General features: G+C 67.5%; 26 protein-coding genes. 14 read left to right on the top strand and 12 right to left on the bottom strand.

Annotated elements, in window-relative coordinates:
- Positions 1-13 precede the first annotated feature (13 nt).
- Positions 14-343: a J domain-containing protein gene (locus AC5P65_RS01360; protein ID WP_008265098.1), complete on the bottom strand. Its 330-nt coding sequence runs from the start codon at positions 341-343 to the stop codon at positions 14-16.
- A gap of 141 nt (positions 344-484) precedes the next feature.
- Between AC5P65_RS01360 and AC5P65_RS01355 the strand changes: the two genes are divergently transcribed.
- The 8 genes from AC5P65_RS01355 (at position 485) to AC5P65_RS01320 (ending at position 8,356) form a co-directional block, all read left to right on the top strand.
- Positions 485-1,411 carry a phosphoribosylaminoimidazolesuccinocarboxamide synthase gene (locus AC5P65_RS01355; RefSeq protein ID WP_495215384.1) on the top strand — a complete coding sequence of 309 codons (927 nt, stop codon included), beginning with the start codon at positions 485-487 and terminating at the stop codon, positions 1,409-1,411.
- 203 nt (positions 1,412-1,614) lie between these two features.
- Positions 1,615-2,100: an Mpo1 family 2-hydroxy fatty acid dioxygenase gene (locus AC5P65_RS01350; protein WP_021202665.1), complete on the top strand. Its 486-nt coding sequence runs from the start codon at positions 1,615-1,617 to the stop codon at positions 2,098-2,100.
- Positions 2,101-2,433: 333 nt separating this feature from the next.
- Positions 2,434-5,262: a monovalent cation/H+ antiporter subunit A gene (locus AC5P65_RS01345; RefSeq protein WP_111098429.1), complete on the top strand. Its 2,829-nt coding sequence runs from the start codon at positions 2,434-2,436 to the stop codon at positions 5,260-5,262.
- Positions 5,262-5,654 carry a Na+/H+ antiporter subunit C gene (locus AC5P65_RS01340; protein ID WP_005419863.1) on the top strand — a complete coding sequence of 131 codons (393 nt, stop codon included), beginning with the start codon at positions 5,262-5,264 and terminating at the stop codon, positions 5,652-5,654. The genes AC5P65_RS01345 and AC5P65_RS01340 overlap by 1 nt, the downstream gene beginning before the upstream one ends.
- A complete protein-coding gene (locus AC5P65_RS01335; RefSeq protein ID WP_021202663.1) occupies positions 5,651-7,186 on the top strand; it encodes a monovalent cation/H+ antiporter subunit D in 1,536 nt (511 codons plus the stop codon). Before AC5P65_RS01340 ends, AC5P65_RS01335 begins: the two co-directional genes overlap by 4 nt.
- Positions 7,183-7,689 (top strand): Na+/H+ antiporter subunit E, encoded by a 507-nt coding sequence (locus AC5P65_RS01330; RefSeq protein ID WP_021202662.1) that lies wholly within the window; start codon positions 7,183-7,185, stop codon positions 7,687-7,689. The genes AC5P65_RS01335 and AC5P65_RS01330 overlap by 4 nt, the downstream gene beginning before the upstream one ends.
- Positions 7,686-7,970: a K+/H+ antiporter subunit F gene (locus AC5P65_RS01325; protein ID WP_005411334.1), complete on the top strand. Its 285-nt coding sequence runs from the start codon at positions 7,686-7,688 to the stop codon at positions 7,968-7,970. Before AC5P65_RS01330 ends, AC5P65_RS01325 begins: the two co-directional genes overlap by 4 nt.
- Positions 7,967-8,356, top strand: coding sequence for a Na+/H+ antiporter subunit G (locus AC5P65_RS01320; protein WP_012481450.1), 390 nt, complete (start codon positions 7,967-7,969; stop codon positions 8,354-8,356). Before AC5P65_RS01325 ends, AC5P65_RS01320 begins: the two co-directional genes overlap by 4 nt.
- An 83-nt stretch (positions 8,357-8,439) precedes the next feature.
- On the opposite strand, the gene AC5P65_RS01315 is transcribed toward AC5P65_RS01320, so the two are convergent.
- The gene (locus AC5P65_RS01315) at positions 8,440-9,405 is read right to left on the bottom strand and encodes a sodium:calcium antiporter (RefSeq protein ID WP_021202661.1); all 966 of its coding nucleotides are present in this window, start codon (positions 9,403-9,405) and stop codon (positions 8,440-8,442) included.
- 73 nt (positions 9,406-9,478) lie between these two features.
- Complete coding sequence (locus AC5P65_RS01310) at positions 9,479-10,135, bottom strand: hypothetical protein (protein WP_180832198.1); 657 nt, start codon at positions 10,133-10,135, stop codon at positions 9,479-9,481.
- A gap of 125 nt (positions 10,136-10,260) precedes the next feature.
- On the opposite strand from AC5P65_RS01310, the gene AC5P65_RS01305 reads away from it, so the two are divergent.
- Positions 10,261-10,800, top strand: coding sequence for a hypothetical protein (locus AC5P65_RS01305; RefSeq protein ID WP_134735169.1), 540 nt, complete (start codon positions 10,261-10,263; stop codon positions 10,798-10,800).
- A gap of 48 nt (positions 10,801-10,848) precedes the next feature.
- Here AC5P65_RS01305 and hmgA read toward each other — a convergent pair whose 3' ends face one another.
- Positions 10,849-12,156 carry a homogentisate 1,2-dioxygenase gene (hmgA, locus tag AC5P65_RS01300; RefSeq protein ID WP_180832197.1) on the bottom strand — a complete coding sequence of 436 codons (1,308 nt, stop codon included), beginning with the start codon at positions 12,154-12,156 and terminating at the stop codon, positions 10,849-10,851.
- Between the two features lie 85 nt (positions 12,157-12,241).
- Positions 12,242-13,354: a 4-hydroxyphenylpyruvate dioxygenase gene (gene hppD / locus AC5P65_RS01295; RefSeq protein WP_021202657.1), complete on the bottom strand. Its 1,113-nt coding sequence runs from the start codon at positions 13,352-13,354 to the stop codon at positions 12,242-12,244.
- Positions 13,355-13,483: 129 nt separating this feature from the next.
- On the opposite strand from hppD, the gene AC5P65_RS01290 reads away from it, so the two are divergent.
- Positions 13,484-13,975 (top strand): MarR family winged helix-turn-helix transcriptional regulator, encoded by a 492-nt coding sequence (locus AC5P65_RS01290; RefSeq protein ID WP_026347199.1) that lies wholly within the window; start codon positions 13,484-13,486, stop codon positions 13,973-13,975.
- An 81-nt stretch (positions 13,976-14,056) separates the two neighbouring features.
- Here the strand turns inward: AC5P65_RS01290 and AC5P65_RS01285 are convergent, their stop codons facing one another.
- The 4 genes from AC5P65_RS01285 to AC5P65_RS01270 all read right to left on the bottom strand — a co-directional run bounded on the left by AC5P65_RS01285 (position 14,057) and on the right by AC5P65_RS01270 (position 18,639).
- On the bottom strand, positions 14,057-15,196 hold the full coding sequence (locus AC5P65_RS01285; RefSeq protein ID WP_021202656.1) for a hypothetical protein: 1,140 nt from the start codon (positions 15,194-15,196) through the stop codon (positions 14,057-14,059).
- Positions 15,197-15,457: 261 nt separating this feature from the next.
- Complete coding sequence (locus AC5P65_RS01280) at positions 15,458-16,063, bottom strand: thioredoxin family protein (protein WP_019661528.1); 606 nt, start codon at positions 16,061-16,063, stop codon at positions 15,458-15,460.
- 19 nt (positions 16,064-16,082) lie between these two features.
- Positions 16,083-17,582 (bottom strand): peptide MFS transporter, encoded by a 1,500-nt coding sequence (locus AC5P65_RS01275; protein WP_065178867.1) that lies wholly within the window; start codon positions 17,580-17,582, stop codon positions 16,083-16,085.
- A 181-nt stretch (positions 17,583-17,763) separates the two neighbouring features.
- The gene (locus tag AC5P65_RS01270) at positions 17,764-18,639 is read right to left on the bottom strand and encodes a tryptophan 2,3-dioxygenase (protein ID WP_005419892.1); all 876 of its coding nucleotides are present in this window, start codon (positions 18,637-18,639) and stop codon (positions 17,764-17,766) included.
- A 335-nt stretch (positions 18,640-18,974) separates the two neighbouring features.
- On the opposite strand from AC5P65_RS01270, the gene pdhA reads away from it, so the two are divergent.
- From pdhA to AC5P65_RS01250, 4 genes are read left to right on the top strand one after another with little or no spacing between them, the layout of a single operon-like run.
- Entirely contained in the window at positions 18,975-20,057 is a 1,083-nt protein-coding gene (gene pdhA, locus AC5P65_RS01265; protein ID WP_065186527.1) for a pyruvate dehydrogenase (acetyl-transferring) E1 component subunit alpha, read from the top strand.
- Positions 20,050-21,117 (top strand): alpha-ketoacid dehydrogenase subunit beta, encoded by a 1,068-nt coding sequence (locus AC5P65_RS01260; protein ID WP_005419896.1) that lies wholly within the window; start codon positions 20,050-20,052, stop codon positions 21,115-21,117. Before pdhA ends, AC5P65_RS01260 begins: the two co-directional genes overlap by 8 nt.
- Before the next feature lies 1 nt (position 21,118).
- A complete protein-coding gene (locus AC5P65_RS01255) occupies positions 21,119-21,472 on the top strand; it encodes an SH3 domain-containing protein (protein ID WP_005411349.1) in 354 nt (117 codons plus the stop codon).
- On the top strand, positions 21,469-22,860 hold the full coding sequence (locus tag AC5P65_RS01250; protein WP_111104597.1) for a dihydrolipoamide acetyltransferase family protein: 1,392 nt from the start codon (positions 21,469-21,471) through the stop codon (positions 22,858-22,860). Before AC5P65_RS01255 ends, AC5P65_RS01250 begins: the two co-directional genes overlap by 4 nt.
- 137 nt (positions 22,861-22,997) lie before the next feature.
- Here AC5P65_RS01250 and AC5P65_RS01245 read toward each other — a convergent pair whose 3' ends face one another.
- From AC5P65_RS01245 to AC5P65_RS01235, 3 genes are all read right to left on the bottom strand, one after another.
- A complete protein-coding gene (locus AC5P65_RS01245; protein ID WP_111104600.1) occupies positions 22,998-23,384 on the bottom strand; it encodes a VOC family protein in 387 nt (128 codons plus the stop codon).
- 210 nt (positions 23,385-23,594) lie between these two features.
- Entirely contained in the window at positions 23,595-24,302 is a 708-nt protein-coding gene (locus tag AC5P65_RS01240) for a helix-turn-helix transcriptional regulator (protein ID WP_111104603.1), read from the bottom strand.
- On the bottom strand, positions 24,302-24,937 hold the full coding sequence (locus AC5P65_RS01235) for a Rossmann-fold NAD(P)-binding domain-containing protein (protein ID WP_180832758.1): 636 nt from the start codon (positions 24,935-24,937) through the stop codon (positions 24,302-24,304). Before AC5P65_RS01235 ends, AC5P65_RS01240 begins: the two co-directional genes overlap by 1 nt.
- Positions 24,938-25,014 lie beyond the last annotated feature (77 nt).

Raw genomic sequence — 25,014 nt, 5'->3', positions numbered from 1 at the left:
CGGGACTGTCGGATCAGCGCTTGCGCAGGGTCTTGATGCGGTCGTAGGCGGCGTTGATGCGCCGCGACTTCTGCTCGGCCTGCTGCTGCAGCTCGGGGGCGGCGCCGCCAAGCTTGTCGGGGTGGTACTGCGAGATCAGCTTTCGGTAGGCGCGCTCGATCTCGGCATCGGTGGCCTCGGAGGTCAGCCCCAGCTCCCGGTACGGGTTCTCCTTGTTCAGGCGGAACCAGTCCGAATCAAAGGCATGGCCGATCAACAGGCCGACTACCGCGCCGAACAGCGGATTGGGCCGGAACAGCAGGGCCCCGGCGATGAAACCGAGCAGTTTTCCGTACCAGCGCATGGCGCCCCAGGGTCGACCGGCGAAATGGATGCTCATTTTACGTCACAGCGGGCCCGGACCGCTTTACACTAGGCCGCCCGCTGGTCAGCGGGCCCGCCGGGTCCGCTGGGCAGCCGTATCGACAACGCCCCAGGAGTGCCCGTGCCAACCACGCTGTTGCAATCCGATCTCCCCGGCCTGCCCTTGCGCCATCGCGGCAAGGTGCGTGATGTGTTCGATATCCCGCGCGAGCGGCTGCCTGCAGGGACCCCGCCGGGCGACTACCTGCTGATGGTGGCCACCGATCGCCTGTCGGCGTTCGACGTGGTCCTGCCCGACCCGATCCCGGGCAAGGGCGAGATGCTCTGCCAGGTCTCCAACTTCTGGTTCGCCAAGACCGCGCACCTGATGCCCAACCACCTGACCGGCATCGACGTGGCCAGCGTGCTGCCCGAAGGCGTGGACCCGGCCCTGTATGCCAAGCGCGCGGTGGTCACCCGCAAGCTGAAGCCGGTGCCGGTGGAAGCGATCACCCGCGGCTACCTGATCGGCAGCGGCTGGAAGGATTACCAGCGCACCGGCAAGGTCAGCGGCATCGATCTGCCCGACGGCCTGCGCCAGGCCGAGCAGCTGCCCGAGCCGATCTTCACCCCCTCGACCAAGGCCGCCGTCGGCGACCACGACGAGAACATCGATTTCGACGCGATGGTGAAGCAGGTCGGTGCGGACCTGGCCGAGCGCGTGCGCGACGCCACCCTGCGCATCTACAAGTTCGCCGCCGATTACGCCCGCGAACGCGGCATCCTCCTGGCCGATACCAAGTTCGAGTTCGGTACCGACGCCGATGGCCGCCTGTACATCATGGACGAGATGCTGACGCCGGATTCCTCGCGTTACTGGCCGGCCGACGAGTACGAAGTGGGTACCAGCCCGCCGAGCTACGACAAGCAGTTCGTGCGCGATTACCTGGAGACGCTGGACTGGGGCAAGACCGCCCCGGGCCCGACCATCCCGGCCGAGATCATCGAGCGCACCCGCGCCAAGTACGCCGAGGCGCTGCAGCGCCTGGCCGGGATCAGCGTCGACTGATCCGCCTGCGCCCCCGGCCGGAAAGGCGGGGGCACTCTGAAGGGGTAGTGCCGGCCGCTGGCCGGCTACCTCGGCGAATCCGCAGCCAGGCATGGCCTGGCTCTGGTAGTGCCGGCCGCCGGCCGGCAACCTCATGAACTCGGCTATGCTCTGGAGTGCCGGCCAGCGGCCGGCACTACCGTTGTCCGAGGAAGCAACGCAGCATGCAGACATCCACCGAGCTTGCGCGGCCGATCGACCGCTATTTCGCCAGCTACTCCGACGACCACCGCAATGTGATCAACCAGCGCATCCACGTGGTGGCGGTTCCGGCGATCCTGTGGTCGGTGGTGGCCCTGCTGTGGTGCCTGCCGCCGCTGATCACCTGGTTCCAGTACGGCATCTGGTCGGCGTTCGCGATGTTCAGCGCCTGGTGCTTCTACAACAAGCTGTCGCGCCCGCTGGGCATCGGCATGCTCATCCAGTTCTTCGTGTTCGGCTGCCTGTGCCGCCTGCTGGAAGCCGAAATCGGCCTGCAGGCCCTGCGCTGGCTGGCGGTGGGCGTGTTCGTGGTGGCCTGGATCGCGCAGTTCATCGGCCACAAATTCGAGGGCCGCAAGCCCAGCTTCCTGACCGACCTGACCTACCTGCTGATCGGCCCGGCCTGGGTGATGGCCAAGTTCTACCGCAAGCTGGACTGGCGCTACTGACCTGGCGGCGGCCGACAGCGGCCGTCGTTTCCTGAACGGGCAGATTCCGTCACCCGTAGTCCACGGGAGCCCTGCCAGCCTGCGACGGTGATCCGCTCCCCATTGCCCGCCCGTCGACGTCAGCCCCTGTGCGACAGGGCCTGCGGTCTCCCTGCGGGGGCGTAGGGCGTCCCCAGAGGGCAAGCGAGGAGAACACGCAGGAACGCGATGTTGCGTCGCAGAAAATATGAATCACCGGACGTTACATGCAATTGATCGCTGTTCGATGGGTTTCAGCGACATTTCGCAGCCTGTTATCCTCCCTGACCTGCTCGTGAATCATGGATTCCCTGCATGCTCCCCAGCCTGCCCCTGCTGCTGGCCCTGCCGTTCCTGATGGCAGCGGCTGTTGCGGCCTTCCCCCGTAGTTCGCGCTCGACTGCTGCCTGGCTGGCGGCGCTGGCGCCGTTGGGCGGGCTGGCCATACTCGGCTGGCTCACGCCGTCCGTGCTCGATGGCCAGGTGGTCCGCACCCTGGTGCCCTGGCTGCCGCAGATCGGGCTGGACTTCACCCTGCGCCTGGACGGGCTGGCCTGGATGTTCGCCGGGCTGGTGCTGGGCATCGGTGCGCTGGTGGTGCTGTATGCACGCTACTACCTGAGCCAGCAGGACAACGCGCACCGCTTCTACTGCTACCTGCTGCTGTTCATGGGCGCCATGCTGGGCATGGTGCTGTCGGGCAACCTGCTGTTGCTGATGATCTTCTGGGAAATGACCAGCATCAGCTCGTTCCTGCTGATCGGTTTCTGGTCACATCGCCAGGACGCCCGCGAGGGCGCGCGCATGGCGCTGGTGATCACCGGCGGCGGCGGCCTGGCCCTGCTCGGTGGCGTGCTGCTGATCGGCCGCATCGTCGGCAGCTTCGACCTGGACGTGGTGCTGGCCGCTGGCGAGCAGATCCGCGCCAGCGCGCTGTACCCGTACGCGCTGTTCCTGGTGCTGGCGGGCATCTTCACCAAGAGCGCGCAGTTCCCGTTCCATTTCTGGCTGCCGCACGCGATGGCCGCGCCCACTCCGGTCTCTGCCTACCTGCACTCGGCCACCATGGTGAAGGCCGGTGTGTTCCTGCTGGCGCGCCTGCATCCAGCGCTGGCCGGCAGCGACCTGTTCTTCTACACGGTCAGCGGCATCGGTGCGATCACCCTGTTGATCGGCGCCTGGAACGCGATCTTCCAGCACGATCTGAAAGGCCTGCTGGCTTACTCGACCATTTCCCATCTGGGCCTGATCACCCTGCTGTTCGGCCTGTCCACGCCGATGGCGGTGGTGGCCGGTGTGTTCCACATCCTCAACCACGCCACCTTCAAGGCCTCGCTGTTCATGGCCGCCGGCATCATCGACCATGAGACCGGCACCCGCGACATGCGCAAGCTGGGCGGCCTGCGCAGGCTGATGCCGTTCACCAGCGCGCTGGCGATCATTGCCTCGCTGGCGATGGCCGGCATCCCGCTGCTCAACGGTTTCCTGTCCAAGGAAATGCTGTTTGCCGAGGCGATCACGGCCGGAGGCCCGGGGATCATGCGCACGGCGGTGTCGATCGCCGCATTGCTGGCTGGCGTGTTCGGCGTGGCCTACAGCCTGCGCTTCGTGCACGACACCTTCTTTGGCCCCGGCCCGCAAGACCTGGATCGCGTGCCGCATGAGCCGCCGCGCTGGATGAAGGTACCGGTGGAACTGCTGGTGGTGATCTGCGTGGCAGTAGGCATCGCCCCGGCACTGACCGTGGCGCCGGTGCTGCATGCCGCTGCGGCGTCGATCCTCGGCAGTGCCATGCCCGAGTACAGCCTGGCGGTATGGCACGGCTTCAACCTGCCGCTGGCGATGAGCGCGATCGGCGTGATCGGCGGCGTGGCGCTGTACTTCGGCCTGCGCAAGCTGATCAACCTGCACGCCGTGACCAACATCAGCACTGGCCGCAATGTGTTCCATGCGCAGCTGGACGCGATCTCCGCGCTGGCCATGCGCCTGACCAACGGCATCGCCAATGGCAGCCTGCAGCGCATGCTGCTGGGCCTGGTGCTGGTGGCCATCACCGTGGCCGCCGCGCCCTACATCGTCAACCCGGCCTCGCCGAACTGGACCAAACCGCAGCCGATCCCGCTGCTGGGCTGGGCGCTGTGGCTGGTGATGATGGCCTGCGCCGTTGCCACCCTGCGCATCTACAAGCAGCGCCTGCTGGCGGTGCTGCTGGTCGGCGGCGTCGGCCTGATGGTGGCGCTGACCTTCGTGTTCCTGTCCGCACCCGACCTGGCCCTGACCCAGCTGCTGGTGGAGATGGTCACCCTGGTGCTGATGCTGCTGGGCATGAACTACCTGCCGGCGCAGTCCGGGCCGGAACGTCCGCGCTGGCGCAAGCGCCGCGATGCGGTGATCGCGATCATCGCCGGCGCCGGCCTGGGTGCGCTGGCCTATTCGGCGATGACCCTGCCGCCGAACACCATGGCCGGCGAACTGCTCGCCCGTGCCCTGCCCGAGGCCTATGGCCAGAACGTGGTCAACGTGATCCTGGTCGACTTCCGCGGCTTCGATACCTTCGGCGAGATCACCGTGTTCGGCATCGCCGCGCTGGTGGTGCATGCCCTGCTGCGGCGCACGCGGATGGCACCGGAGCAGATCATGCCCGGCCCTCCGATCAAGCTGCCGGTACCAGCCGACCTGGCCCAGATCATGTTCCCGCTGACCCTGACCGTATCGATCTTCCTGTTCCTGCGCGGCCACAACGCGCCGGGCGGTGGCTTCATCGCCGGCCTGGTGCTGGCGGTGCCGCTGCTGATTCAGTACGTGATCCAGGGCACCGCATCGGTGGAGTCGCGCTTCGGCTTCGACTACATCCGCTGCATCGGCATGGGCCTGCTGATCGCCCTGCTCAGCGGCAGTGCCTCGATGCTGTTCGGCGTGCCGTTCCTCACCAGCGGCCACCTCGATCTGCACCTGCCGCTGATCGGCGACGTGCCGCTGGCCAGTGCGATCGGTTTCGACATCGGCGTCTACCTGGTGGTGTTCGGCGGCGCGATGCTGATGCTGTCGATGATGGGCACGATCAAGCCGTCGCGTACCCGCACCGCCCGCAAGGGCGAGATCGACCTGCAACGCCGTTCGGCCCGCACCGGGGAGATGCACTGATGGAACTGGCCCTTGCGACCGCGATCGGCGTGCTGACCGCCATCGGCATCTACCTGCTGCTGCGCGCGCGCAGCTTCGATGTGATTCTCGGCATGACCTTCCTGTCCTACGCCACCAACCTGCTGATCTTCGCCGGTGGCCGCGTGGTGCTGGGCAAGGCGCCGGTGCTGCAGGAGGGCGTGGACAGCCACCTCGGCAACTACACCGATCCGCTGCCACAGGCGCTGGTGCTGACCGCGATCGTGATCGCCTTCGCGATGACCGCAGTGAGCATCGTGCTGGCCATGCGCAGCCGCAGCGACAACCACAGCGACCATGTGGACGCCCACGAGCCCGACGATGACCTGCAGGATGAGCGCGTGCCGCCGCGCCAGGGCGAGGACCGCGCATGAACCACCTGGTGATCCTGCCGATCCTGATTCCCCTGCTGGGTGCTGCACTGTCGCTGTTCGTCGAACACCGTCGCTACGGCCCCAGGGTGCAGCGCGCCGTCGCGTGGACCGCGCTGTCGGCGCTGGCGCTGGCGGTGGGCCTGCTGTTCGCGTCGACCGCGGGCGGTGACATCAATGTCTACCTGCTGGGCGACTGGCCGTCGCGGCTGGGCATCGCGCTGGTGGCCGACCGGCTGTCGGCGTGGATGCTGCTGACCACCCTGCTGCTGGCCATTCCCTGCCTGCTGCACGCCTGCTCGGGCTGGGACCGCCGCGCACCGCACTTCCATGCGCTGTTCCAGTTCCAGCTGGTCGGCCTCAACGGTGCGTTCCTGACCGGCGACATCTTCAACTTGTTCGTGTTCTTCGAGGTGATGCTGATCGCCTCCTACGGCCTGCTGCTCAGCGGTGGCCGCGGCCTGCGCATGCGCATCGGCCTGCACTACGTGGTGTTCAACGTCACCGCCTCGACCCTGTTCCTGATCGCGCTGGGCCTGCTGTACGCCACGCTGGGTTCGCTGAACATGGCCGAGCTGTCGCAGCGCATCGCGCAGGTGCCGCCGGCACAGCTGACCCTGGTGAAGGCGACGATGGGCCTGTTGCTGCTGGTGTTCTGCGCCAAGGCCGCGCTGATGCCGCTGTACCTGTGGCTGCCGGAAGCCTATTCGCGTGCGCCAGCAGCGGTGGCTGCGCTGTTCGCGATCATGACCAAGGTCGGCCTGTACTCGGTGCTGCGCATCCAGATGCTGTGGTTCGGCGATGACGCAGGCGCGATGGCCGGCTATGGCCGCGACTGGCTGCTGTGGGCCGGCGTGGCGACGCTGGTGCTCGGTGGCCTGGGTGCACTGGCCGCGACCCGCCTGCGCGTCCTGATCTCCTACCTGGTGATCGTGTCGGCGGCCACGCTGTTCATCGCCTTCTCGGTGGGCACGCCGCAGGTACTCTCAGCGGGCCTGTACTACCTGCCGCACAGCAGCTTCGTCGCCGCCGCGCTGTTCCTGATCGCCGACCTGATCCGCCGCCGCCGTGGTGGCGCCAGCGATCGCAAGGAAGTGGTGGCACCGATGCCGGGCAAGGAAACCCCAGCGGTGCTGTTCCTGATCGGGGCAGTGTCGGTGGCCGGCCTGCCGCCACTGTCCGGCTTCCTGGCCAAGGCCGCGCTGCTGGCCGGCATGCCGGCGCAGTACACCGGGCCGGTCTGGACCGCCGTGCTGGTCAGCAGCCTGCTGGTGATCATGGGCCTGACCCGCGGCGGCATCCGCCTGTTCTGGCGCGTGCCGCCGGTCGATCCAGAAGCACCGAAGCCGCGCAAGGCTCCCCTGCGCCGGGTAGAGCTCTACGCCGCCTGCCTGCTGCTGGCCTACGGCATCGGCATGACCCTGGCCGCTGCACCGTTGATGCGCTACACCGACGCCACCGCCGCACAGCTGCTGCATCCCAGCGAGTACGTGCAGCAGCTGCGCGCGACCACGCCGGAGATCCGCCAGCCATGACTGCCCAGCACTCCCTGTTCCGTCGCCTGATTCCCTCGCCGATGCTCAGCATCATGGTGGTGGCGTTCTGGCTGCTGATGTCCGACAGCTTCACCCTCGGCCAGATCGTGCTGGGGCTTGTGCTGGGCGTGGTGGTGCCGCTGTTCGCCGCGCGCCTGGACCGCGAGTTCGCGCGCATCGGCACCCTGCGGCCGCTGCCCAGACTGGTGTGCGTGACCCTGTGGGACATCCTGATGTCCAACATCCGCGTCGCCCTGCAGGTGCTGGGCCCGGAAAAGAACATCCACCCGGGCTTCATCTGGCTGCCGCTGGACATCGCCAACATCCACGGCATCGCCGCGCTGACCAGCATGATCACCCTGACCCCGGGCACGGTCTCGGCCGCGCTCAGCGACGACCGCAAGTTCCTGCTGGTGCATGTGCTGCACCTGGAGGATCCACAGGACCTGATCGATACGATCAAGCGCCGTTACGAGGCGCCGTTGATGGAGATCTTCCCATGACCGGTTTTGAAGTCATCCAGACCACCCTGGTGGTGTGCATGCACGTGGTCGGCCTGGCCATGCTGCTGGCCACCTGGCGCCTGCTGCGCGGGCCGACCGTGCCCGACCGCATCCTCGCACTGGACACCCTGTCGGTGACCGCGATCGCCGAGCTGATGCTGTTCGGCATGTACCTCAATTCACCGATCTACTTCGAGGCGGCGTTGATCATCGCCATGCTCGGCTTCGGCAGCACCGTGGTGCTGAGCAAGTTCGTGCTGCGCCGGGACATCGTCGAATGATCACTGCCATCCAGATCGGCCTGTCGATCCTGCTGCTGTTCGGCTGCTTCTTCATCCTGGTGGGCGCACTGGGCCTGGTGAAGCTGTCGACCTTCTTCAAGCGCCTGCACGCGCCGACCAAGGCCAGCACGCTGGGCGTGGGCTGCGTGTTGGTGTGCTCGGTCTGCTACCACATCTTCCTCGGCCAGGACCCGCAGCCGCGCGAGCTGCTGATCACCGTGTTCCTGTTCATCACCGCACCGATCAGCGCGCACATGATGGCCAAGGCCGCGCTGTCGCTGCTGATGGAGACCCGCCCCACCCTGCCGGGCAACGAACGTGCCGCCGAGGAGCAGCTGCCACCGCCGGAGCCGGTGCGGGAAGAAGAAACCACGCAGAACCGGTAGAACCGGCCGCTGGCCGGCAATGTGACGCCCCGTAGGTGCCGACCGCTGGTCGGCACGAACAGCAGCCAAGCATGGGCTCGGCTCTACAGCGCCGGTGCGCCGACCAGCAGCAGTTCCAGCACGAACCAGCCGACAAACGCGACCAGCAGGATCACACCTTCGCCGCGGCTGATCTTCAGGTCGCCACGCAGCATCGGGTACAGCACCAGCGCGAACGCCAGCAGCGCCGGCAGTTCCAGGCGCACGAACGAGGCCGGCAGCGCCAGCGGCTGCAGCACGGCCATCGCACCGATCACCAGGAGCAGGTTGACCACGCTGGAACCCAGCACGTGGCCCAGCACCATGTCGCCATGCCCGCGACGCGCGGCGGCGATGGCGGTGGCCACTTCCGGCAGTGCGGTACCGATCGCCACCGGCAGCAGGCCGACCAGCAGCGGCGTCCAACCCAGGGCGACGCCAAAGTCGGCGGCGGCGCCCACCACCAGGCGCGCGCCCCAGTACAGCGTCAACGCGGCAATCAGCACGCGCAGCACGTTCAACGGCAGGCTGGTGCGGCTCAGTGCGGACTCGGCGATGGCCACCTGCACCTCCGCGCTCTCGCTGCGACCACGGCGCAGCAGCAGCACCTGCACCACGATGAAGCCGGCCAGCAGTATGCCGCCCTCCCAACGTGCCAGGCCGCCATCAAGCCCGAACAGGATCAGCAGCACACCTGCCGCCAGCAGCGACCACCACAGCACCGTCTGCAGGCGCGCGCGCAGCAGCAGGGGCGCAGCCATGGCCGCCACGGCCAGGGTCAGGCCCAGGTTGGTGATGCTGCTGCCGACCGCATTGCCCAGCGCCAGTTCTGGCTGGCCCACCGCCAGCGCGCGCGCGTTGACTGCCAGCTCCGGCAACGAGGTGGCCACCCCGAGCAGCAGCAGCCCGGCAGTGAATGGGCTGGCCCCGAAACGCTGGGCCAGGCCGGACACGGCCTTGACGATGGAGTCCCCGCCCAGCGCCAGCAGCAGCAGGCCGAGCAGGAACCAGGCAATGGCAATGGCGATCATCGAGCACTCCCCCAGCAATGGTGGCGCGATTCTACGCGTGGCCCGAGCGCATGGCTGGGCGGTGGATCAAGGATCAGCCACAGCCTTCGGCGTAATCGACCTGTGGGGTCTTGCCGACGCGCCAGGCACTGACCCGACCATCAGCGCCGAGCGCGAAGTCGATCACCGCCCCCCCCTCCTGCGCCGGGCGCACGCGCAGGTGCTGGGCCTTCTCGTCGTACTTGTCAGGGCCGACATCGGCCCGCTCCGGGTACAGCACCTGCAGCTCACCCAGGGTCATGCCGACCTTGCCGCCGCCTGGTGCGGTGATGGCGGCGCTGCGCACGTCGTAGCGCACCAGCTTGCGGCCTTCGATCATCAGGCGCGGCTCTTCGGCATCCTGCGGGCGCAGGAAGTAGCAGCCGTCGTTGCTGTCGTCAGCCGGCAGCGGCTTGCCGGCCGCATCGGTGCCCAGACCCTGCAGCGGCGTGCCGAAGCCACTGCGGACCTCGGCGATGCCGGCGCCCAGCGCGGCGCCGCCGAAGCCATCCAGGCGCGCGGGACTGTCCTCGCGACGGTCGTTGGCGGGGCGGGTTGCCAGATCAGGATCGGCCGACTGCGCAGGCCCGGTCGCCGAGGCGGTTTCCGCCGGGGTGTCGCTGCCGCTACCGGCCGCCCCCTGCTTGTCGGGGCCCGCACTGCAGGCGGCGAGCGAAAGGAGCAACAGACCAGCAATCGGGAGGTGCTTCATCGGTGCGGTTCCCTGGCACGAAGATGGCTGCACGCTAACCCATCCGGTGTGCAGGCGCTGCATTGTCATCGCGGTTTCATCGCCCTCGTTCAGGCTCGGCGAGCACCGATCTGGCCGTCCCTTCCATGCAACCGCGCAAGACCGATCTCGCCCGAACCGCGCTGCAGGCCCACCGCGCGCCGCTGGACATGCGCCAGCGCCGGCTGCTGATCCTGTGCGACGGCCAGCGTACCGTCGCCGACCTGACCGGTCTGCTTGGACAGGATGCGCCGGCGATGGTCATCCAGCTGGTGCAGGCGGGCTATCTGGCGACCGGCACGGCAACGGCGGCGGCACCCCCTCACGCCGCTGCCGAACCGGTCAATGCGGCGCTGGTGAAGGTGCCAACGAACGCCAGCGCCACGCCGGTCGAACGTCGCCGTTCGCTGGTGGCAGCGCGCATCTACCTGCTGGGTATCCTGGAAATGCAGCGGCATCCGCAGGCAGCGGCGCTGTTCCGCGATCTGCAGCAGGCGCGTGCGGAGGATGAGGTGCTGCAGCGGCTGCAGTCGGCGATGCAGCTGCTGCCCGCGTTGACTTCGGATGGCTATTGCCAGCGCGTGCGCCAGCGCCTGCTGGAGGCGTTGCCGCTGGAGCATTGCGACGCCTTCGCCGAGGTGGCGTAAGCGCAGGTTCCGGCGCATCGTGCCGACCAACGGTCGGCACCCACCACGCTAGCGGGACGACCGGAAGTTGTTGCGCAGGCCGTTCCAGCACTGCTGGTAGTCGCCCTGGCGGTGGCCGGCGGCCAGTGCCTGTGCGGTCGGGTGGATCACCGCGCGGGTCTCGAACATGAAGGCCATCGTGTCCTTGATGACATCGGCCTTGGAAAGGTCGGCATTGGACGCCTTGTCGAAGGTCGGTGCATCCGGGCCGTGGCCGCTCATGCAGTTGTGCAGCGATGCGCCACCCGGCACGAAGCCTTCGGCCTTGGCGTCGTAGGCGCCATGCACCAGGCCCATGAACTCGCTGGCGATGTTGCGGTGGAACCACGGCGGACGGAAGGTGTTCTGCGCCACCAGCCAGCGCGGCGGGAAGATCGCGAAGTCCATGTTGCTGGTGCCCGGGGTGTCGCTGGGCGAATGCAGCACCAGGAAGATCGACGGATCCGGGTGGTCGTAGCTGACCGAACCGATGGTGTTGAAGCGACGCAGGTCGTAGCGGTACGGCGCGTAATTGCCGTGCCAGGCCACCACGTCCAGCGGTGAATGGTCGATCGGTGCACGCCACAGGCGGCCTTCGAACTTGGCGATCAGTTCGAAGTCGCCATCCACATCCTCGAACGCCGCATGCGGGGTCTCGAAGTCGCGCGGATTGGCCAGGCCGTTGGAACCGATCGGGCCGAGGTCGGGCAGCTTCAGCAGCGCACCGTAGTTCTCGCAGATGTAGCCACGGCTCGGGCCATCGGGCAGTTCAACGCGGAAGCGCACGCCGCGCGGGATCACCGCGATCTGCTGCGGCTCGATCTCGATCACGCCCAGCTCGGTCAGCAGGCGCAGCGCGCCCAGCTGCGGCACGATCAGCAGCTCGCCGTCGGCGTCGTAGAAGTAGCGGCCGACCATGTCGCGGTTGGCAGCGTACAGGTGGATGCCCACGCCGGCATGCGCATCGGGCGAGCCGTTGCCACCCATCGTGTACAGGCCTTCGACGAAGTCCGTCGGCAGCTCCGGCAGCGGCAGCGGGCTCCAGCGCAGCTGGTTTGGCGAGGCCGGCTGAGCGCCGAAATCACACTGCAGCTGCGACTGCGCGAAGGGGGTGAACTCGCCATGGGCCACCGCCGGGCGGATCCGGTACAGCCAGCTGCGGCGGTTGCTGCCGCGCGGCGCAGTGAAGGCGGTGCCGGTCAACTGTTCGGCGTACAGGCCGTGGGCCACCTTCTGCGGTGAGTTCTGTCCGACCGGCAGCGCGCCGGCGACGGCCTCGGTGGCGAATTCGTTGCCGAAGCCGGACTGGTAGCCGCGGGCGGTGATGGCGGGGGACATGGGAACTCCAGAGATTGCCGGCCAGCGGCCGGAACTACCATTCGGACAGGCAATGTCGACCGGAAGCCGACATTGCCTGCAGACCTTACAGCACGCCGCGTCGGATCTGGTCGCGCTCGATGCTCTCGAACAGCGCGGTGAAGTTGCCTTCGCCGAAGCCTTCGTTGCCCTTGCGCTGGATGATCTCGAAGAAGATCGGGCCGATGCAGTTCTGGGTGAAGATCTGCAGCAGCTTGCGCTGGTGGGTTTCCGGATCGGCATCGATCAGGATCTTGTTCTTGGCCAGGCGCGGCACGTCTTCACCGTGGTTCGGCACGCGCTGGTCGATCACCTCGAAGTAGGTCTCCGGCGTATCCAGGAAGTCCACGCCCTGCGCGCGCATTGCTTCGACGGTCTCGTAGATGTTCTCGGTGAAGCAGGCGATGTGCTGGATGCCCTCGCCCTTGTACGCGTCCAGGTACTCGTTGATCTGGCTCTTCGGGTCCGAAGATTCGTTCAGCGGAATGCGCACGATGCCATCGGGCGCGGTCATCGCCTTGGACACCAGGCCGGTCTTCAGGCCCTTGATGTCGAAGTAGCGGATCTCGCGGAAGTTGAACAGGCGCTCGTAGTAATCCGACCACTGCTGCATGTTGCCGAAGTACAGGTTGTGGGTCAGGTGGTCGATGAAGGTCAGGCCGAAGCCCACCGGGTGCAGGTCGGCGCCGGCGATCGGCTCGTAGTCGCCGTCGTAGATGCTGCCGGCCGCGCCGTAGCGGTCGACCAGGTACAGCATGCAATCGCCGATGCCCTTGATGACCGGGGCGCTGACCGCCTTGCTGTCCGCCTTGAAGGCGATGGCTTCGGCACCGTTGCCCAGCGCGGTCTGGTAGACCTCCTGGCCCGGCTTCTTGAAGCGGATGGCGAAGCCGCACGCGCACGGACCGTGCTTCTCGGCGAAGTCGGCGGCGAACGAATCGGGGTCTTCATTGACCAGGAAGTTGACGTCGCCCTGGCGATAGACGGTAATCGGACGCTGCTTGTGCTTGAGCACCGCGCTGAAGCCCATCTTCCGGAAGTACTCGTGCAGCTCCTGGCCACGGCCGGCCGGGGCGGCGAATTCGACGAACTCGAAGCCGTCGATGCCCATCGGGTTCTCGAAGGTGGTGACCTGCATGCCGGGGTTGGGGTGCGAGGCGGTCGGGACTGCGGTATTCATGGCGTGGCTCCGAATCGGTACCGCATCGGTACAAACCAGGTGCGGGCAGGTAGGGACCCGGCGAGAATGCAGGGTCTGGACCCACCCCTTATAGTTACACTTGAAACCACCAGCAAGGTGCACCGCAACATGAGCCCCGATCCCGCCTCGACCCGCCTGCGTGCCTCGCACGTCCTGCTCGACCTGGAACAGTTCCTGCCGTACCGGCTGAGCGTGCTGTCCAACCGGGTCAGCGGCAACATCGCCAAGCTATACGGCGATCGTTACGGTCTGGCGATCCCCGAGTGGCGGGTCATCACTATCCTGGCGCTGTACCCGGGTTCCTCGGCCAGCGAGGTCTCCGACCGCACGGCGATGGACAAGGTGGCGGTCAGCCGCGCCGTGGCCCGCCTGCTGGAGCGCGGCTTCATCAAGCGCGAGACCCACGGCGATGACCGCCGCCGCTCGGTGCTGGCGCTGTCCGCGGCCGGTTTCGAGGTGTACGAGACCATCGCGCCGATGGTGATCGAGATCACCCGCAAGCTGATGTCGGTGCTGAGCGAGGAGGAGGAACAGCTGCTGGAAAAGCTGATCCTGCGCCTGGCCGGTGACGGCCTGGAGCGGATGGGCGAAGGCGTCTGAAAGAAAAAGGGGACGGAGGGGATTAAGTCGTAATGAGTACAGGTGTGCCTGAAACGACTTAATCCCCTCCGTCCCCTTTTTTCAGCTCAGGTGCTTGCGCCGCGCGTGGATCCACGGCACCGCCAGCGCCGCGATGGCACCACCGGCGAAGCCAAGTGATGCAGCAACCGTGGCCGCCTCGACCGCACCGGGCAGCGCCAGCGCCGCCGCCACCAGCAGCAGCGACGGCAGGCCGACGAAGGTGCCCAGGAAGAAATGCCAACGCGGTGACCAGGTGTTGAGCTGCAGCAGGCTGACCGGTTGCCAGGCTTCGGATGCGGCCTCTTCGGCGATCTTCGCCACGGCCTTGCCCAGATCCACTTCCGGCAGCGCGCGCCCCTGCCGTGCGGTTGCCAACAGCTCGGCCACGGCCTCCACAGGCGGGAAACTGGACGGCCACGCGACCGGCGCCGGCACGCCATACGCGGTCAGCAGCGGCACGCTCAGCCACGGCGCCACCAGCGGGCGCATGCGACGGCGACCATGCACGCACCAGATCTGCGACTGGCCGTGCGCGGTGACGCTGTACAGCGCCAGTTCGTTGGCCGGCGGGTAGCCGAGCATGGTCACCCGTGCCGCCAGGCTGTCCTGGCCCATCGCGCGCAGGAAACCGGGGCGGCTACGCCCCTCCTGCATCCACGCCAGGCCGAGTGCACCCACCAGATAGGCCTCGGCCACGTCCTTGCTGCCGGCGGTGGCGCGTTCGTCGCTAGCCAGGTACCAGGCCAACGATTTCGGTTCGGCGACATCGTCCAGGCCCCAGCGGCTGTCGTCACCCAGCACATGGCGCACCGGCAGGCGCGCCGGCGCGGTTTCGCCACGTTCGCCGGGTTGCAGGAACGGCAGCACGCCTTGGATGAAGGTGGACAGTTCAATCGCGCGCACGCCATGGCCCTGCCACTCCGGTGGCAGCAGCCCGGCCAGCTGGCCATCGGCGGCCAGTGCATCGAGCCGCGATTTCTGCTCGACCAGTTTCTGCACCGCACCCTTCAGCACCACGTTATCGGGCAGCGCGATCTGCGGCAGGCGATGGCGCGGCGGTGCCAGATCGACGGTGGCCTCGCCGGTACCGGCGTCATCCAGCAGCGCCTCCTGCGGCGGCAGGGTCACGCCCTCGCCTGCTCCACCCTCGGCCAGCTCACTGGCGGGTCCGGGCAATCGTTCGGCGTGGTCGCTGTGCATGGGCGTTCCGGAAGGTTGCATCGACGGGATGTCGACTGAGGTCCTTGCCGGTAACGGCGAGCGCGTTGCGATATTGAGATGCCGATTCCGGGAATGTGACCGCAACCACAGTAGATCCACGCCATGCGTGGATGCACTTCTGTGCCGACCAACGGTCGGCCCCCACCGGGGATGGCGGTCAGCGGTCGGCATCCGCCGGGGTTGGCGGTCAGCGGTTGGCACCCACCCCCCCCCCCCTGCCGGCCAGCGGCCGGCACTCCCCTATTCCGGTTTGTCGGGTGCCCACTGCTTGAGGAACGCGCTCACCCGCGCAGGCTGGAACGCCTCGCCCCTGCGCAGCTCAGCGGTCGCCTGCGACACCAGCAGGCCACCATCGGCGTCCAGCACCAGCAGATGCGGATAGTCGCGTTCCATCACCGGGAACTGGGCAAGGAACGCGGTGTTGGGCTGCTCGTCGCTGGCGTTGACCTTCACCCACACGTAGTGGGCATCGCGGAAGCGACGCAGGTCGCCGTTGCCTTCCACCACATCGTCCAGCGCCCGGCAGCGCTCACAGGCGGCGTTGCCGATCTCCAGCAGGATGCGCTTCTTGCCCCGCTGGGCTTCCACCTTGGCGGTGGCCAGGTCATCGGCGGGGTTGCGGGCCGGGTCGAACTGCGCACCGAGCCCGGCGATGGCGGCGATGTCCGCCGCCACCGGGGTGTTGCCCGAGGCCACCGGTTCGCTGGGGTCAGCGACCGGTGGCTCGGTGGGTCGGGTATCCAGGGGCTGCGTGGGCTCGGCGGTCGCAGGTGGTTGCGGTTGGGAACAGGCGCCTATCAGCGCCGCACAGACCACCACTACCGCAGTACCGAGCTTGCTACGCATGCCTTCTACCCTCTCATCATCATTTGACGCCGTGCATCAGCTTGTTGATCAGCGGGGCGATCAGGAACAGCACCACGCCGGAGCCGATCAGGGCCCAGAACCCGAAGGTATACCCCTTCAGGGCCGACTCGACCGTCATGCCGCCTTCACCACTGACCACGCCAGCGAAGATGCCCGACAGGTTGTTGCCGATGCCGGTGGACAGGAACCAGCCACCCATGCCGAAGCCGACCAGGCGCACCGGGGCCAGCTTGGTCACCATCGACAGGCCGATCGGCGACAGGCACAGCTCACCCACCGACTGGATGACGTAGACCATGAACAGGGTCCAGAACGGGATCTTGCCGTCCACCACCATCTGCGACAGGGCGAACATCAGCAGCGCGAAGGCGGCGCCGTTGAACAGCAGGCCCAGGCCGAACTTGCGCGGGATGGACGGATTGGCGCGGCCCATCGCCACCCAGATCCAGGCGATGACCGGGGCCAGGGTGATGATCGCCACCGAGTTGACCGACTGGAACCACGCGGTCGGGAAGGTCCAGCTGCCGAACTGGCGGTTGACGATGTTCTCGGCCAGGAAGGTGAACGAGCTGCCGGCCTGCTCGAAGAACATCCAGAACATCACGTTGAAGGCGAAGATGATCAGCATGGCGATCACGCGGTCGCGCTGCACCTTGCCTTCGCGGATGCCCTCGACCAGCAGCAGGATGGCCAGCGCGGTGAACATCGCGCCGAGGATCCAGGCCAGCGCGGTGGCGCCGGTGGCCAGCAGGAAGTACGCGACCGGGATGGCGACCACGGCACCGGCCAGCACCATGATGATGCGGCCGAAACCTTCCGCGCCGGCCGGCGGTGCGCCGATGCCCTTCAGGCCGGCACGACCGATGTAGAACCACACCAGCGAGATCAGCATGCCCACGCCCGAGGCGATGAACACGACCTTGTAGGACGGCATCGCATCGGTACCGAACACCTTGCGGGCCAGGTACTCGGTCAGCACCGGGGCGATCATCGCGCCGATGTTGATGCCCATGTAGAAGATGGTGAAGCCCGAATCGCGGCGCTCGTCCTTCAGGCCGTACAGCTTGCCGACCATGGTCGAGATGTTGGGCTTGAACAGACCGTTGCCGACGATGATCGTGGCCAGGCCGAGCTTGAAGATGTGCTCCTGCGGAAGCGAGATCATGAACAGGCCGGCGGCCATGATGATCGCGCCGGTCAGGATCGAGCGCTGGTAGCCCAGTACCCGGTCGGCCACGTAGCCGCCGAAGATGGCCGCGGCGTACACCAGGGCCAGGTAGGCGCCATAGATGCGGCTGGCGTCGCCTTCACCGGCAGCGCTGCCGTTGTAGAACTGGGCAACGATGTAGAGCACCAACGCCCAGCGGATGCCGTAGAACGCAAAGCGTTCCCAGAACTCGGTCATGAACAGCATCCACAACGGGCGCGGGTGGCCCAGCGTGGTCTTGAAGTCCGGCAGTGCCGGCTCTGGGGTGTTCGCAGTGGCGTTTACGCTCATGCGGATTTCCTGGTTCGGTGGATGACGAGCACGTCCGCTGTGCAGTTGGAGCAACGCGCGAGGATCACCGACTTCTGGCGTTCACGTCAAATACACGCCGTTTGAGGCAGGTGGCAGCCTGCTCCCTGAACTTGCATCTGAAACGATCCAGCCGCGGGCGGGGAACCAAGCTGAATGGGGATCAGCCCAGCGCTGCCGGGGGCGCGGCCTGCAGGCTGGTGCGCACCTGGAACAGCTCGGGGAAGAAGGTCAGTTCCAGCGCCTTGGCCAGGAAGCCCACGCCGGACGAACCGCCGGTGCCACGCTTGAAGCCGATCACCCGCATCACGGTGCGCATGTGTCGGAATCGCCACAGCTGGAAAGCCGTCTCCAGGTCCACCAGGTCCTCGCACAGCGCATACTCGCGCCAGTAGCGGTCGGTGTCCTGGTAGATGCGCTCGAAGACCGGCTGCAATGCGTCGTCGGCCACGTGCGGCTGGGTCCAGTCGTGGGCCTCGTAGACCGCCGGCACGGCATGGCCGAAGCGGGCCAGGTACTTCAGGAATTCCTCGTACAGGCTGGGCGCCTCCAGCACGGTGCGCAGCTGCGCCTGCCCGGCCGGGTCATGCTCGAACACCTGCAGCATCTGCGCGTTCTTGTTGCCCAGCAGGAACTCGATGTAGCGGTACTGCAGCGACTGGAAGCCCGACGACGGGCCCAGCACGTCGCGGAAGCCCATGTACTCGGACGGGGTCAGCGTTTCCAGCACCGACCATTGCTCGGTCAGCTGGCGCAGCACCTGCTTGCTGCGCGCCAGCACCTTGCGGCACTGCCAGACTTCATCGCGCTGCAGGAAGCCGATTGCGGCACGCAGCTCATGGCCCAGCAGCTTCAGCCACAGCTCCGAGGTCTGGTGCTGGATGATGAAGAGCATCTCGTCATGGTGCGGCGGGCTGGACAGCGGCTGCTGCGCGCTGAGCAGCTGGTCCAGCCGCAGGTAGCCGCCGTAGGTCAGGCGTCCCTGCAGGTCGGTGTGGATGCCGGCTTCGAGATCGCGTTGGTTGTTGTCGACGGACATGGGCGGGACCAGATCGGGGGCGGCAAGGGTAGCGCGTTGCCGCCGCGCTGGCAGCCGCCCGGTCCATACCGGGGCGTGCGGCTGGCCGTGGAGCATCGGCCGACCACCGGCCTGCGCGTGGAACCGTCCGCGCCGTTGTACCGGCAGTCAGCCAGAGGCGTATTCTGATGCTTTGCAGCAACGACTGAATACGTTGTTGTTATTGGCCCCCCACCCGCCGGCAGGGGTAAAACGGGGAATCTCCGTGTTGCGGCGCAGGAAGGCTATTCCGTACGCGTTCCTTAACATGGCGATTCATATCATTTGTAACTTCTCTGTCGAAGGTGCAGTACGCAATGACGGTTGCCGCTGAATTCAAGATCGAATACCTGCAGTACCTGGACACGGACGGCACGCTCGTCCGTGACGACCTGCCCGTGTCGCTGCGCGACCCCAAGGTCCTGGTACCGCTGTTCAAGCAGATGCTGTTCGTACGCACGTTCGACAGCAAATCCATCGCGCTGCAGCGCACCGGCAAGCTCGGCACCTATGCCGCCTGCCTGGGCCATGAAGCCGCGCACGTGGGTATCGGCGCGGCGATGCAGAAGGACGACGTGTTCGCGCCTTCGTACCGCGAGTATGGCGCGATGTTCATGCGTGGCGTGCGCCCGCACGACGTGCTGATGTACTGGGGCGGCGACGAACGCGGCAACGATTACGGCGGCAACGCGGCCAGGGACTTCCCGTTCTGCGTGCCGATTTCCACCCAGTGCCTGCATGCGGCAGGTGCCGCGCTGAAGTTCAAGCTCAACAAGGAACCGCAGATCGCCGTGGCCGTGTGCGGCGACGGTGGCAGCTCCAAGACCGACTTCTACGCGGCACTGAACTCGGCCGGCGCCTACAAGCTGCCGCTGATCCTGTGCATCGTCAACAACGGCTGGGCCATCTCGGTGCCGCGTTCGGCCCAGACCGGTGCCGAAACGCTGGCGCAGAAGGGCCTGGCGGGCGGCCTGCACTGCCTGCAGGTGGACGGCAACGACCTGATCGCGGTGCTGGCGGCAATGGAACAGGCGCGCGAACGTGCGCTGGCCGGCGACGGTGGCACCGTGCTGGAACTGATGACCTACCGCCTGTCCGACCACACCACCGCTGATGACGCGCGCCGCTACCGCGACGATGCCGAAGTGAAGGATGCCTGGCAGCGCGAGCCGATGCTGCGCCTGCGCAAGTACCTGATCAACGCCGGGGTGTGGAGCGAGGAAGAAGAAGCCGCCTGGACCGCCGAGTGCGGCGCGCGCGTGGACGAGGAAGTGAACCTGTACCTCAACACGCCGGTGCAGCCGGTCGAGGCGATGTTCGACTTCCTGTATGCCGATCCGCCGCCGGACCTGCTGGCCCAGCGTGCCCAGGCGATCGCCCTGGAGAAGCGCCATGGATGAGATCAAGAACGGCGCGCCCGGCGCGCACACCAACGCCGCCGACAGCGCTGCAGTCGCGCGCGGAGATGACAGCATGACCACCACCCCGATCACCCTCATCGAAGCCATCACCCAGGCGCTGGCCTGGGAGCTGGAACACGATCCGTCGGTGCTGGTGCTGGGCGAGGACGTGGGCGTCAACGGCGGCGTGTTCCGTGCCACTGCCGGTCTGCAGCAGCGCTTCGGCTCGGACCGCATCCTCGACACCCCGCTGGATGAAACCACCATCGCCGGCCTGACGATTGGTCTTGCCGCGCAGGGCATGAAGCCGGTGGCAGAAGCCCAGTTCGATGGCTTCATGTACCCGATGGTCGACCATATCGTCTGCCACGCCGCACGCCTGCGTTACCGTACCCGTGGCCGCCTGCACTGCCCGATGGTGCTGCGCGTGCCGTGGGGCGGTGGCATCCGCGCGCCGGAACACCACAGCGAAGCCAACGAGGCGATCTTCACCAACGTGCCGGGCCTGCGCGTGGTGCTGCCGTCGTCGCCGCAGCGTGCGTACGGCCTCCTGCTGGCCGCGATCCGCGAGCCGGATCCGGTGATCTACATGGAGCCCAAGCGCATCTACCGCCAGTACAAGGAAGTGGTCGTCAACGACGGCGAAGCCTTGCCGCTGGACGTCTGCTTCGTGCTGCGCGACGGCACCGACGTGACCCTGGTGACCTGGGGTGCGCAGGTGAAGGAAGCGCTGGAAGCGGCCGACAAGCTGGCCGGCGAAGGCATCAGTGCCGAAGTCATCGACGTGGCCACGCTGCGTCCGCTGGACTTCGCCACCATCGCCGAATCGGTGGCCAAGACTGGCCGCTGCGTGATCGTGCAGGAGGCCCCGAAAACCGCGGGCTTCGGCGCCGAGATCGCCGCGCGCCTGGCCGAGGAATCGATCTACGACCTGCTGGCCCCGGTCGAGCGCGTTACTGGCTACGACACCCACATTCCGCTGTTCCGCCTGGAAATGAAGTACCTGCCGAGCGTTGAGCGGATCGTGGCTGCGGCCAAGCGCGCGGTGGCGGCCGGCTGACATGCGGGCCCGCCTTCTGGGGGCTTACCGCAGCCAGTATCCCAACCCGCTCCGGTTCCACACCGGCCAGATCGTCGAAGTAGGTGTGCGTGACGAGGAATGGCCGGCGTTTGCTTGGGTACGCACCAACGATGGGCGCGCTGGCTGGGCGCCCATCGCCTGGTTGCAGCTGCTGGACGAGGGTCGCGCCGAAGCGCTGTGCGACTACGACGCCCGCGAGCTGGATGTGGAAAGCGGCGAGATGGTGAAGCTTCATCACGAACACGGTGGGTGGTGGTGGTCCGAGCGCGCCAATGGCGCGACGGGCTGGCTGCCGGCCCGCGAACTGGAACTGCTGGAAGAGAACTGCAAATGAGCCAGACCAAGAACTTCAACCTGCCCGACCTGGGCGAAGGCCTGCCGGACGCGACCATCGTCGAGTGGTTCGTCAAGGAAGGCGATGTGATCAAGCTGGACGAGCCGCTGGTGTCGATGGAGACCGCCAAGGCCGTGGTGGAAGTGCCCTCGCCGTTCTCCGGCAAGGTGCTGAAGCTGTCCGGCGGCGCCGGCGACATCATCCCGACCGGCTCGGTGCTGGCCAGCTTCGAACTGGACCCGAACCTGCCGCAGCGCGCCGATGGCCAGGACACCGGCCACAGCCATGGCCACGCCGCACCGGCCGCGCCGGCGGCCGCACCGACCCCGCCGCCGCTGCCGGCTGCGCCGGTCGCCGCGGAACAAGCCAAGCCCGCCGCAGCCGAGCGCGATGACGCCGGTACCGTGGTCGGCGCCATGCAGAGCTCCAATGCTGTGCATGCCGAACAGGCGCTGGCCGTCGGTGGCGTCAAGGCCGTGCCGGCCGTGCGTGCGATGGCGCGCAAGCTGGGCGTGGACCTGAGCCGCGTGGCCGCTACCGGCACCGATGGCGCGGTCACCATGGCCGACGTCAAGCAGGCCGCCGCCAACGGCACCGCCAAGCTCGGCGCCGCTCCGGCACCGGTCGCTGCCGCCGCGTATGCCGCGCCGGCCCCGGCGCAGGTGTCTGCCCCGGTGCAGAGCGAAGCCCGCACCCCGCTGTCCGCCGCCGGCAAGCCGATGCGTACCCAGCCGCCGGGCGTGGTCGCCAAGGGCCAGCCGGAACCGCTGAAGGGCGTGCGCCGCAACATGGCCCGCGTCATGGCCGACGCGCACAGCAAGGTCGTGCCGACCACGCTGAACGACGACGCCGACATCCACGCCTGGCTGCCGGGCAACGACGTCACCGCCCGCCTGGTTCGCGCCATCGTCGTTGCCGCACAGAAGGTGCCGGCCATGAACGCCTGGTTCGACGGTGAAGCGCTGACCCGCACCCTGCACGCCCAGGTGGACATCGGCATCGCCGTGGACACCGACGACGGCCTGTTCGTGCCGGCCCTGCGCAATGCCGACATGCTCGATGCACGCGGCATCCGCGAAGGCGTCAACCGCCTGCGCGAGCAGGTGGAATCGCGTTCGATCGCGGCGTCGGAACTGAGTGGTTACACCATCTCGCTATCCAACTTCGGTATGTTCGCCGGTCGTTACGCAACCCCGGTCGTGGTGCCGCCGTGCGTGGCCATCGTCGGTGCCGGCCGTGCCCGCCACCAGATGACCCCGGTGATGGGCGGCGTGGAAGCGCACAAGGTGATCCCGCTGTCGGTCACCTTCGACCACCGCGCAGCCACCGGCGGTGAAGCCGCCCGCTTCCTGCGCGCGATGATGGACGACCTGGCACTGGCCAGCTGATCGGCCACCTGACCGGTGGGTGCCAACCGTTGGTTGGCACCTGACTTGGAAAGAACGCCGGGCATTGCCCGGCGTTTTTTGTGCCTGCTCCGTCGCGCTCCATCCACGCATGGCGTGGATCTACACAATGCGGGCGATCAATCGCGCGCGACCAAGCCCTCGGCACGGCTGTAGACCCGCAGGCGGTGGCCATCAGGATCTGCCCCGACAAAGGTATGGCCGAATTCCAGCGTCACCGGCGCCTGCAGGATCTGCACGCCGAGGGCGCGCCACGCATCGTGCATCTGCTGCACGGCGTCGGGGTTGGCGACCACCATCGCCAGTTCGGCGGCACCGGCCTGCGCGGACACCGGCGGTTGCACATCGTCGCGCTGCCACAGGCCCAGTGCAGCGCCATCGCCGAGCAGGAACAGGGCAAAGCCGGGCGACTGCTCGACCGGCGGCTTGCCGAGGATGCCGCTGTAGAAGGCGGCGCTGGCGGCGACGTCGCGCACGTACTGCAGCAGGGTGCTGGGCTTGAACATGGGGAAGCTCCGTTGTTGGGAGCGATCATGGTGGTACGGCCCTGCTGACAGATTCTGTCAGTAGAGTCGACTGCCGGTAGAGTCGACCGTCGGTAGAGTCGACTGTTAGTCGACTGCTCTTCCTTCAACGCGCTTGAAACCCCGCGCTGCGCGCGATAGTCGACTAACAGTCGACTCTACCCCGCCGCCCGCTCCCCGCTGTTGCTGTGGCTACGAACGGTCCAGCCAGTCCGGCGCGATGCCCTGCGCCTTCTGCCAGCGCCGCAGCAGGGTGGCGCGCGGCACGAGGTAGCGGTCCTCCAGCACACGCACCTGACGGATGCGATCCAGCCGGAAGTGGCGGAAATCCTCGCGGTGCTCGCACCACGCCGCCAGCATCGGCACCTCATCGAAGTAGCCCAGCGCGAACGGCCAGACGACGCGCACGCTGCGCTGGCCGTGCGCATCCTCGTAAGCGAACTTCAGGCGCTGCTGCGATCCCACGGCTTCGCGCACGGCCTGCAGGCGTGCAGCCGGCACCTTGGCCGCAGCACGCGACGGGCCAACGCGCAGGCCGCTGTCACGCAGGGCCTCGCGGCGCGCCACGGGCAATACGTGCGCGATGCGCGCCAGGGCGTCACGTGCAGCCTCGGCCAGCGCCGGCTCGGTGCGCGCGGCGACCCAGCGCAGGCCGAGCACCAGCGCATCGATCTCGGCCGGTGGCAGGGTCATCGGCGGCAGGGTATCGCTCGGCGCCAGCTGGTAGCCGACGCCGGCCTCGCCACGCAGGTCGGCGCCCTGCTCGCGCAGGGTCTCGATATCGCGGTACAGCGTGCGCAGACTGATGCCCAGCGCGTCGGCCAGCGTCTGCCCGGCCACGGGTCGCCGATGGCGGCGCAGCAGCTGCAGCAGCTGGGTCAGGCGCAGCGCACGCGACATCAGCCGACCAGCGCGCGCGATGCCACCACGTGCTCGCCCGGTTGCGGGGCCAGCGCGGCCTCGACCAGTGCCTTGGCGATCTCGCTGGCCGGGTTGATCCGCCACGCCCGCGGCAGTACCGGCCCCAACGCGCCGAGTACCGTCAGTGCGAAACGCTCGCCGCGACGCACCTCGTTGCGCTCGCCACCGATCAGCCCTGGGCGGACCAGGGTCAACGAGTTGAAGCCCAGCGCGCGCAGATCGCGCTCCAATGCACCCTTCACCCGGCTGTAGAAGATCGACGACTGTGGGTTGGCGCCGGCTGCGGAGTTCAGCACAAAGGTCCGCGCCCCCTCTGCCTGTGCCAGGCGGGCGAACGCCAGCGGATAGTCGTGGTCGATGCGATGGAAGGCCTCGCGGCTGCCGGCCTGGGCGATGGTGCTGCCCAGTGCGCAGATGACCGCGTCCACGCGCGCCCATTCTGGCGAAGTGGGCAGCGCGTCGAAGGCCAGCACCGGGTTCTCGAGCTTCCCGTGAGTTACACCCAACGGACGGCGAGTGGGCGCCACCACGGCGCTGCAGCGCGGGTCGTCCAGCAGCCTGGGCAGGGTCAGCCCACCGACCAGGCCGGTCGCCCCCAGCAACATCACGCGCATCAGCACCTCCACTGCGGCATCCTGTCGCCCATCCTAGCCGTTCAAGCCGTCGGCGGCCGCGCCGATATGCTGGAACC

Source organism: Stenotrophomonas sp. YJH_SMC_48-3, from assembly GCF_059369375.1.
The sequence above is the reverse complement of the archived record's forward strand: the minus strand, read 5'-3'. Positions and strand labels throughout refer to the sequence as shown.

Coding starts and splice junctions, on each gene's coding strand:
- AC5P65_RS01360 (WP_008265098.1), bottom strand. CDS start 343: ATGCGCTGGTACGGAAAACTGCTCGGTTTCATCGCCGGGGCCCTGCTG.
- AC5P65_RS01350 (WP_021202665.1), top strand. CDS start 1,615: ATGCAGACATCCACCGAGCTTGCGCGGCCGATCGACCGCTATTTCGCC.
- AC5P65_RS01345 (WP_111098429.1), top strand. CDS start 2,434: ATGCTCCCCAGCCTGCCCCTGCTGCTGGCCCTGCCGTTCCTGATGGCA.
- AC5P65_RS01340 (WP_005419863.1), top strand. CDS start 5,262: ATGGAACTGGCCCTTGCGACCGCGATCGGCGTGCTGACCGCCATCGGC.
- AC5P65_RS01335 (WP_021202663.1), top strand. CDS start 5,651: ATGAACCACCTGGTGATCCTGCCGATCCTGATTCCCCTGCTGGGTGCT.
- AC5P65_RS01330 (WP_021202662.1), top strand. CDS start 7,183: ATGACTGCCCAGCACTCCCTGTTCCGTCGCCTGATTCCCTCGCCGATG.
- AC5P65_RS01325 (WP_005411334.1), top strand. CDS start 7,686: ATGACCGGTTTTGAAGTCATCCAGACCACCCTGGTGGTGTGCATGCAC.
- AC5P65_RS01320 (WP_012481450.1), top strand. CDS start 7,967: ATGATCACTGCCATCCAGATCGGCCTGTCGATCCTGCTGCTGTTCGGC.
- AC5P65_RS01315 (WP_021202661.1), bottom strand. CDS start 9,405: ATGATCGCCATTGCCATTGCCTGGTTCCTGCTCGGCCTGCTGCTGCTG.
- AC5P65_RS01310 (WP_180832198.1), bottom strand. CDS start 10,135: ATGAAGCACCTCCCGATTGCTGGTCTGTTGCTCCTTTCGCTCGCCGCC.
- AC5P65_RS01305 (WP_134735169.1), top strand. CDS start 10,261: ATGCAACCGCGCAAGACCGATCTCGCCCGAACCGCGCTGCAGGCCCAC.
- hmgA (WP_180832197.1), bottom strand. CDS start 12,156: ATGTCCCCCGCCATCACCGCCCGCGGCTACCAGTCCGGCTTCGGCAAC.
- hppD (WP_021202657.1), bottom strand. CDS start 13,354: ATGAATACCGCAGTCCCGACCGCCTCGCACCCCAACCCCGGCATGCAG.
- AC5P65_RS01290 (WP_026347199.1), top strand. CDS start 13,484: ATGAGCCCCGATCCCGCCTCGACCCGCCTGCGTGCCTCGCACGTCCTG.
- AC5P65_RS01285 (WP_021202656.1), bottom strand. CDS start 15,196: ATGCACAGCGACCACGCCGAACGATTGCCCGGACCCGCCAGTGAGCTG.
- AC5P65_RS01280 (WP_019661528.1), bottom strand. CDS start 16,063: ATGCGTAGCAAGCTCGGTACTGCGGTAGTGGTGGTCTGTGCGGCGCTG.
- AC5P65_RS01275 (WP_065178867.1), bottom strand. CDS start 17,582: ATGAGCGTAAACGCCACTGCGAACACCCCAGAGCCGGCACTGCCGGAC.
- AC5P65_RS01270 (WP_005419892.1), bottom strand. CDS start 18,639: ATGTCCGTCGACAACAACCAACGCGATCTCGAAGCCGGCATCCACACC.
- pdhA (WP_065186527.1), top strand. CDS start 18,975: ATGACGGTTGCCGCTGAATTCAAGATCGAATACCTGCAGTACCTGGAC.
- AC5P65_RS01260 (WP_005419896.1), top strand. CDS start 20,050: ATGGATGAGATCAAGAACGGCGCGCCCGGCGCGCACACCAACGCCGCC.
- AC5P65_RS01255 (WP_005411349.1), top strand. CDS start 21,119: ATGCGGGCCCGCCTTCTGGGGGCTTACCGCAGCCAGTATCCCAACCCG.
- AC5P65_RS01250 (WP_111104597.1), top strand. CDS start 21,469: ATGAGCCAGACCAAGAACTTCAACCTGCCCGACCTGGGCGAAGGCCTG.
- AC5P65_RS01245 (WP_111104600.1), bottom strand. CDS start 23,384: ATGTTCAAGCCCAGCACCCTGCTGCAGTACGTGCGCGACGTCGCCGCC.
- AC5P65_RS01240 (WP_111104603.1), bottom strand. CDS start 24,302: ATGTCGCGTGCGCTGCGCCTGACCCAGCTGCTGCAGCTGCTGCGCCGC.
- AC5P65_RS01235 (WP_180832758.1), bottom strand. CDS start 24,937: ATGCGCGTGATGTTGCTGGGGGCGACCGGCCTGGTCGGTGGGCTGACC.